Genomic DNA, 7,489 nt, shown 5'->3' with positions numbered 1-7,489 from the left:
CTGCTCTTCTGTGAACCGTGACTTCTTCATCCATCCGTCCCCCGTTGGGTCCGGACTCTAGCCATCCGTGGCGGAGTTTCAGGGGGTCACGTCACGGACTCTAGCCATCCGTGGCGGAGTTTCAGGGGGTCACGTCACCGGCCATGGCGGAAGTCGCCGAAATCGCAGCGGATGAGCACATGTCTCTGAAGACCGGGTTGCGCGACGTTATCGCGTGCGTCGTCGCCTTTTACGTGAAACACCCGGAGGCCCGTGACTTCGTGACTCGCCATGCCGCAGACAGCTCCGAACGGGCCTTATTTGTGGCGGACCGCCTTCTGAAGCCCGCCTACGCGACCTGCCGCGCGCTGTTCGCCGCGGGTATCGAGGCCGGCCTCATCCGCAGCAAGCATCCGGCCCTGTTCTTCGCGCTTTTGAACAGCGCGGCGAGCCAGCCAGCCGGTTTTCCCGCGCTCTTAAACCGCCTTGCGCCGGAGATCCAACGGGAGGCGGCCCGCGCTCTCATGACCGATACCATCGTCGCGACGCTGCTCCACGAGCCAGCGCAAACGGCGTCCTGACATCAGCGAGGATCACCCCATGAACACATCTCACCGCCGCATCATCGATGTCCATCACCACCTCATTCCGCCTGCCTTCGTCCAGGCAATGGCGGTTCACAACCTGTCCGAGGTGGCGGGAGCCCCGCTGCCGCACTGGACGCCCGAGAAGTCGATCGAGAATATGGACGCGCACGACATCGCAACTGCGGTCCTGTCGCTCTCCGCGCCTGGCGTTCATCTCGGTGGCAACGAGTGGGAGGCCTGTGATCTCGCAAAAGCCTGCAACGAATATGCCGCCGAGCTTGTCAGCCGGAATCCAGGACGCTTCGGCTTCTTCGCGGTGTTGCCGATGCCTTTCACCGAGCAGGCCTGCAAGGAGGCCGAGTATGCGCTGGACGTGCTCCATGCCGACGGTGTGGTGCTGCTCGGGAGTACGGACGGCTATTTCCTCGGCAATCCGCGTTTCAATGCACTCATGGCGGAGTTGAATGACCGCGAGGCAATCGTCTTTGTCCATCCCAATCTGCACAAGACCAGCACCGAGCTGGGATTGGACACGCCGGGCTTCCTCGTCGAGTTCTTGTGCGACACCACCCGGGCCGCAACCAATCTGATCCTGTCGGGGACCGTCGAGAAATATCCGAAAATCCGCTGGATTCTCGCCCACGCCGGCGGGTTTCTTCCTTACATCGCCTGGCGCCTGTCGCTCGCCAATGAGATGCCGCACTTCGCCATCAAAGCCCCGAAGGGCATTCTACATTACATCCGCAGTTTCTATTACGACACGGCGCTGTCACCGTCGCCCTTCGCCATGGCGGCGCTGCGTGAGTTGGTTGCTCCCGACCATATCCTGTTCGGCAGCGATTACCCGTTCGCCCCAGCCGTGGTGACCGGCATCGAGACCAAGGCGCTCGCGGCGCTCACGGTTCTCGATCCGCCAGCCAAAGTGGGCATCGATCGCGCCAATGCCTTGAAGCTGTTCCCACGCTTTGCTGATCCAGCTCAAACGGGTGAGCTATCGCTCGCCAACCGCACGAAACAGGCGCTCGCGCAACCGATCGAAGCCCTCGCGGAAAAACTTCGCGCCCGCTAAACAGACAGACAAGCTTCGACAGGAGGAATCGTCCGTCGGCGCATACCGATGGCTGACAGCTTGGACCCAACGGAGAGACGGCTAAGGTCCCGCCGTTGGATGTTAAGAGACATTAACGATTCAGGACGCCGCGAGGCGCGGAAACAGTTTCTCCGCATTGCCGCGGTTGATCGCGTAGCGCTGATTCTCATCCAGCGGATAGGCATCCAGGGCGGCGTTGAATTGGTGACTTGATGGTGCAAAGGGAAAGTCGCTGCCGAAGGTTATGTGGGTCGGGTTGGCGAAGGCCAGTAGGGACGGCAGCGCCGCCGGGGTTGAGGAGAGGGCGGTGTCGAAATAGAAGCGCTTCATGTCCGCCATGATGCCCTCGGGCGTCGTGCCGGGATTGAACTGCGCCGCGCCGACGAAGCGATAGGCTGCATAGGGGAGGAAGCCGCCGCCATGCGACAGGATCACCCTGATCCGTTTGCGCCGGCTCATGACGCCGTTGGCGACCATGTGGATCGCGGTGCGCGTGGTGTCGAAGGGATAGTCGAGCAGCGGGCTCGGCAGGCCCTTGAGCATCTGGATCGGCGGCTCGGTCGGATGGATGAACACGACGGCGGAGCGGGCGTCGAGTTCGGCCCACAGCGTTTCGTAGTCGGGATCGCCGAGATATTTCCCGCCGGCGTTGGACAGCAGAACGACGCCGTCGGCGTGCAGCACGTCCAACGCGTGAACGGCCTCGGCGACCGCTCCGTCCACGTCGGGCAGCGGGATGCAGGCGAACTGGCCGAAGCGGTCGGGCCGCCCCTTGACCAGCTCCGCATGATACTCGTTCACCTGCCGCGCCAGGGTGCGGCCTTGCGCGTCGTCGGCCAGGTGGACGCCCGGGGCGCTGAGGGAAAGGATGCCGGTCGCGATCGATTCCCGGTCCATCATGGCGATAGCCGCTTGCGGGTCCCAATCGGGGGTAGGCCAGCCGCCAGCGGTCAGCCCGCGTTCATCGAGCAGCTTGCGGTATGTGGGCGGGATAAGATGCTGATGGGTGTCGATCCGGGCGGGTGATGCCATGATGGAACTCCTTGAGGTGTCAGGGTTAGCCCGGCGTTTCCGTGTTTTTTGGCGAAAGCACGGGCAGGTGCAGAAAGGCATCGAGAATGCTGGCCGTCAGCAGTTCCTGAACACTGTCCGGATCGATATCCGGGGAGAGCTGATGGAGCAGCACCGGGGCGGCGCGCGGTTGATTGACCGCGTTGTTTAGCAGCGCGAAGAATGCCGCGGGATGGCGAACACGTATGACACCAGCTTCGATCCCAGCCTTGATGAGGGGCAAGCTGGCCTCATAAGATGGCCGCACCAGCCGCTCCGTAAGAAGAGTCGCCCGCTCGCTGCTTTCAGCAGCGTGGCGGACGACGAACTGGCGCACTTCGGGATGGGCAAAAGTGAAGCTGACATAGTGCCGGATCAAGGCGGTTAGTCGCTCCGCCGCCGTCGCACTCGCATCGGACGCGAGACGCGCGATTTCCGCGACCATGGGCGCTCGTCGCGCGATGATGGCATCCACACAGGCGTCCCAAAGTCCGGCTTTGCCGCGAAAATGGATACGGACGAGACCCGGATCGACATCGGCAGCGCGAGCGATGCTTCGCAAGTCCGCAGCCTCGTAGCCGCGCTCGGCGAAGGCGAATGTTGCCGCCTCGATCAGCGCCAGTCGTCCATCGGGCATGTCTCGCCGCCTTCGCCCTCGCCGTCGTTGTTCCGATACTTCTTCCAAGCCCCCGCGACCTTTTGCGATATATATCTACAAACGGGGATATATTATGAATCGCACCTTATCAAGATTGCCACGGTCGGCAGCCAGCGAGACATTCCGCCCCCACTAGACGACTAGTCTAATTGGAGCTATGAGAGGATACCGACGGACAGCGTTCCCACACTCGGCGCCCTCGAGCGATGGCTCGGCCGAGCGTGTCCCAGCGTTGCGGTCACCCACCTCGGCCGCAGGCCAAACCAAGCAAAACGGAGCAGCCGTTATGAAAATCTTTTATAAAACCAGAGCCACGGCCACCGGTGGTCGATCCGGTCACACGGCGCTTGACGATGGAAGCCTGGCGCTGGACATGGCGATGCCCGGGTCGGGCAAGACTGGGGCTAACCCGGAGCAACTGTTTGCGATGGGCTACGCGGCCTGCTTCGACAATGCGCTGCCGGTAGCCGCTAAGCAGTTGGGCTTGCACCCGGAAGGCAGCAAGACCTCCGTCGAGGTGGGCATCGGCCAAACGGAGGCGGGCGGCTACGCGCTGGACATCGACCTCTACGTCGAGGTGAAGGGCCTGAGCGAAGCCGATGCGCGCGCCCTGGTCGAAGCGACACACCAGGTATGCCCCTATTCGAACGCCACGCGCGGCAACGTCGACGTGCGCCTACACACCAGCGTCGCGTGATCTGAGGCGCTTCCTAGCTATTTCGGGAAACATAAACATGACTGTAAAGGCTTATGGAGCCCAGGCGGCCCATACTCCGCTGGCCGCACTCCATATCGTTCGTCGTGAACCCGGCCCCAACGACGTCAAGATCGATATTGCTTTTTGCGGTGTCTGTCATTCCGATCTTCACCAAGCGCGCGGCGAATGGGACAACACAGTGTGGCCCTGCGTTCCCGGGCATGAAATTGTCGGTCACGTGAGCGCCGTCGGCCGTGGCGTGACCCGGTTCGAGGTCGGGGATACGGTTGGTGTCGGCTGCATGGTCGGAAGCTGTGGCCACTGCGCCCCTTGCGAACGTGGGTTGGAGCAATATTGCGACAACGGCACCGTCTATACCTATAACAGCCCGATCCAGGATCCTCCGGGACATACGATGGGCGGCTATTCCCAGCAGATCGTGGTCCAGGAAAGCTTCGTGCTGAAGATCAGCCATCCGCGCGAGCAGCTCGCCGCCGTTGCACCGTTGCTATGTGCCGGCATCACCACCTATTCACCGCTCCGTCACTGGAAAACGGGACCCGGCAAGAAAGTGGGAATCGTCGGGATCGGCGGGCTCGGCCATATGGGGATCAAGCTGGCCCATGCCATGGGCGCCCACACAGTGGCCTTCACGACCTCGGAGAACAAGCGTGCCGCGGCACGCGAACTCGGAGCTGATGACGTCATCGTATCAAAGAATGCCGAAGAGATGGAAGCGCACGCCAATAGCTTCGATTTCATTCTGAATACCGTTGCGGCAAGCCACAACCTCGATGCGTTCACCGACCTTCTCAAGCTCGATGGCACGATGACGCTCGTCGGCGTACCGGAACACCCCCATCCGTCGCCCGATATCAGCCATCTGATCTTCAAGCGGCGGCAAATCGCCGGCTCGTTGATCGGCGGCATCGCCGAAACGCAAGAGATGCTGAATTTCTGCGCGGAAAAGGGGATCGTGGCGGATATCGAGATGATCCCCATCCAGAAAATCAACGACGCATATGACCGGATGGTGCGCAGCGATGTGAAGTATCGGTTCGTCATCGACAACGCAACGCTGGCAGCGGCCTGACCCTGTAAACGACGCGCCGCCGACGCCTAGCGAAGCATTTCACCGGTCCCGTCATCATCATTCAAGCGGAAGGCGAAAAGCCGGCCCTGGCCATCTCCTTTGCGTAGTCGACGACAGCATAAAGCTCAGATGGAATTCACTATGGATCATAAAACACTGTTCACCCCAGCCCAACTCGGAAAAATAGCGATTTCGAACAGGATCGTCATGGCGCCCCTCACGCGAAGCCGTGCCGATGACGCGACCGATGTACCTTCTGAATTTGCGGCGGATTATTACGCGCAACGCGCGAGTGCCGGTCTGATCGTCACCGAAGCGACGCAGATGAGCCGCATGGCCAAAGGCTATATCGGAACGCCGGGCATCTACGACGATGCACAGGTAAGGGCCTGGGCCAAGGTTACTGATGCGGTTCATGCTGCCGGGGGGAAAATCGTCGTCCAGCTTTGGCATGTTGGTCGCAGCAGCCATCCCGATCTACTGCCCGATCATGCTTCACCTGTCGCACCATCGGCGATTCAGGCAGATTCCATTGCGTTCACCGCTTCAGGTCCGAAGCCGTGTGCGCCTCCTGTAGAGCTGGACCGCGCGGGCATCCGCGAAGTGGTCGCCGACTTCGCCAAAAGCGTAGCCAATGCTCGACGAGCCGGGTTCGATGGCGTGGAAATTCACGGGGCCAATGGTTACCTGATCGATCAGTTCATCAGGGACCGGACCAATCATCGGTCCGATGAATATGGCGGCACGGCGAAAAATCGCGCGCGTTTCGCGCTGGAAATCGCGACTGCTGCCAGCGAGGCGTGGGATGCCGGGCACATCGGCATCCGCCTGTCACCGTTCGGCACCTACGGCGATATGGGCGACAGCGACCCGGAGAACACCTTCGGCACCCTCATCGAGCAGCTCGATGCTCTCGGGTTGGCTTATCTGCACATGGTCGAGGAGTTCCCGTTCGCCAATATCCAGATGGAGCCGGGTCAAGCGCCCAGCCGAGAGCAGCGGGCCGTATTCCATCGCCTTCGTGCTTTCTGGAACGGTGCCTACATCGCCAATGGCGGCCTAACCGCCGACAGCGCGGAAACACTGCTTGAAGACGGTTATGCAACCGCGACTTCATTTGGGCGGCCCTTTATCGCCAACCCCGATCTCGTCGAACGGTTCCGCAACGGCTGGCCGATCTCGCAGGGTGATAGCAGCCTATATTATGGTGGCGGCGCCAAAGGCTATTCGGATTTTCCGCGCTACCAGCCGGCTAATGTGGCTGTCTGACGCGATCGATTGGATCGAGAAAGCTGGCTCCGTAGATGCTCTTTGGAGCATCTACGGGAGGGTGAGGAAGATATCCATGCTAACTGTCTACCATTTGGGAGTTTCTCAATCCGAACGCATCGTCTGGTTGTGCGAAGAATTGGAAATTCCATACGATCTTGTCCGCTTCGACCGAGATCCCGTCACCCGTCTGGCCCCTGCCGCGTACAAGGCGCTGCATCCCACGGGAATGGCTCCCGTTATCAAGGACGGAGACGTCGTGTTGGCGGAATCCTGCGCCATCATCGACTATATCATTCACCGCCATGGCGACGGAAGGCTGGCGGTCGGACCCGAAAGCGACGCCTATCCGGATTATCTCTTCTGGTTCAACTATGCGAACGGGACCGTGATGCCGATGGAGATGATCGGCATGATCTTAAACGGCATAGGTTATGGCGGAAGCCATGACATCCTTGAGAATCTTATGAAGCGCCTGCCGATTGCCTATGATTTGCTTGAAGCAAAATTGGGTCAGGCACCGTATCTCGCCGGTGATGATTTTACGGCAGCTGATATCATCATGCTGTTCCCATTAACTACAATGCGGGTTTTCTTTCCGAAAGATCTCTCACCTTATCCAAATATCCTTCGATATCTCAAGAGAATCGGTGACCGTCCAGGATATCAGCGGGCGATGGCCAAGGGTGATCCTGGAATGCAGCCCCTGCTGGTTGCGAGCAATGGGCCCTCATCAATAATATAGGAAGTCCATTACTTAACGGCATTCAACATACCAACGAAGGGAAGAAGTAATGCGAGCTGCTATTCTGGCGAGCCCCGGTGGTGTCGATCGGATCGAGATCCGGGAGATCGCCGATCCAGGGCAGCCTGGCCCTGGTCAGATTCGCGTTGCCGTGCACGCGACCTCGCTCAATTTCCACGACCTGTTGGTTGCCAATGGAGACATTCCGACCAGCGATGGACGTATCCTAGGGCTGGGACCCATAAAGTAGATTCCCACGACGGCTTCGACGTGATTCAAAGTCTCCGGAAGGAGACCACCGTTGGACCGAGACCATTTCTG

General features: G+C 60.3%; 8 protein-coding genes. 6 read left to right on the top strand and 2 right to left on the bottom strand.

Features of this window, described 5'->3' with window-relative positions; translation table 11 throughout:
* Positions 1-110 precede the first annotated feature (110 nt).
* On the top strand, positions 111-560 hold the full coding sequence (locus FHR90_RS16615) for a hypothetical protein (protein WP_183275544.1): 450 nt from the start codon (positions 111-113) through the stop codon (positions 558-560).
* Positions 561-579: 19 nt separating this feature from the next.
* Entirely contained in the window at positions 580-1,635 is a 1,056-nt protein-coding gene (locus FHR90_RS16610) for an amidohydrolase family protein (RefSeq protein ID WP_176623393.1), read from the top strand.
* Between the two features lie 120 nt (positions 1,636-1,755).
* On the opposite strand, the gene FHR90_RS16605 is transcribed toward FHR90_RS16610, so the two are convergent.
* Together FHR90_RS16605 and FHR90_RS16600 are read right to left on the bottom strand one after the other, a co-directional pair.
* The gene (locus FHR90_RS16605; protein WP_176623395.1) at positions 1,756-2,688 is read right to left on the bottom strand and encodes an amidohydrolase family protein; all 933 of its coding nucleotides are present in this window, start codon (positions 2,686-2,688) and stop codon (positions 1,756-1,758) included.
* Positions 2,689-2,713: 25 nt separating this feature from the next.
* The gene (locus FHR90_RS16600; RefSeq protein WP_176623397.1) at positions 2,714-3,343 is read right to left on the bottom strand and encodes a TetR/AcrR family transcriptional regulator; all 630 of its coding nucleotides are present in this window, start codon (positions 3,341-3,343) and stop codon (positions 2,714-2,716) included.
* A gap of 307 nt (positions 3,344-3,650) precedes the next feature.
* On the opposite strand from FHR90_RS16600, the gene FHR90_RS16595 reads away from it, so the two are divergent.
* The 4 genes from FHR90_RS16595 to FHR90_RS16580 all read left to right on the top strand — a co-directional run bounded on the left by FHR90_RS16595 (position 3,651) and on the right by FHR90_RS16580 (position 7,168).
* Entirely contained in the window at positions 3,651-4,061 is a 411-nt protein-coding gene (locus FHR90_RS16595; RefSeq protein ID WP_176623399.1) for an organic hydroperoxide resistance protein, read from the top strand.
* A gap of 37 nt (positions 4,062-4,098) precedes the next feature.
* Positions 4,099-5,154 carry an NAD(P)-dependent alcohol dehydrogenase gene (locus FHR90_RS16590; protein WP_176623401.1) on the top strand — a complete coding sequence of 352 codons (1,056 nt, stop codon included), beginning with the start codon at positions 4,099-4,101 and terminating at the stop codon, positions 5,152-5,154.
* Between the two features lie 129 nt (positions 5,155-5,283).
* Positions 5,284-6,423, top strand: a complete 1,140-nt coding sequence (locus FHR90_RS16585) for an alkene reductase (protein ID WP_246330348.1) — start codon at positions 5,284-5,286, stop codon at positions 6,421-6,423.
* Positions 6,424-6,499: 76 nt separating this feature from the next.
* Positions 6,500-7,168: a glutathione S-transferase family protein gene (locus FHR90_RS16580; protein ID WP_176623403.1), complete on the top strand. Its 669-nt coding sequence runs from the start codon at positions 6,500-6,502 to the stop codon at positions 7,166-7,168.
* Positions 7,169-7,489 lie beyond the last annotated feature (321 nt).

Origin of the sequence: Endobacter medicaginis, assembly GCF_014192375.1 — a bacterium.
Lineage (GTDB): Bacteria > Pseudomonadota > Alphaproteobacteria > Acetobacterales > Acetobacteraceae > Endobacter > Endobacter medicaginis.
The sequence above is the reverse complement of the archived record's forward strand: the minus strand, read 5'-3'. Positions and strand labels throughout refer to the sequence as shown.

Bases quoted from the DNA above. Each gene is read 5' to 3' on its own strand.
- FHR90_RS16610 (WP_176623393.1), top strand. From the start codon at position 580: ATGAACACATCTCACCGCCGCATCATCGATGTCCATCACCACCTCATT.
- FHR90_RS16605 (WP_176623395.1), bottom strand. From the start codon at position 2,688: ATGGCATCACCCGCCCGGATCGACACCCATCAGCATCTTATCCCGCCC.
- FHR90_RS16600 (WP_176623397.1), bottom strand. From the start codon at position 3,343: ATGCCCGATGGACGACTGGCGCTGATCGAGGCGGCAACATTCGCCTTC.
- FHR90_RS16595 (WP_176623399.1), top strand. From the start codon at position 3,651: ATGAAAATCTTTTATAAAACCAGAGCCACGGCCACCGGTGGTCGATCC.
- FHR90_RS16590 (WP_176623401.1), top strand. From the start codon at position 4,099: ATGACTGTAAAGGCTTATGGAGCCCAGGCGGCCCATACTCCGCTGGCC.
- FHR90_RS16585 (WP_246330348.1), top strand. From the start codon at position 5,284: ATGGAATTCACTATGGATCATAAAACACTGTTCACCCCAGCCCAACTC.
- FHR90_RS16580 (WP_176623403.1), top strand. From the start codon at position 6,500: ATGCTAACTGTCTACCATTTGGGAGTTTCTCAATCCGAACGCATCGTC.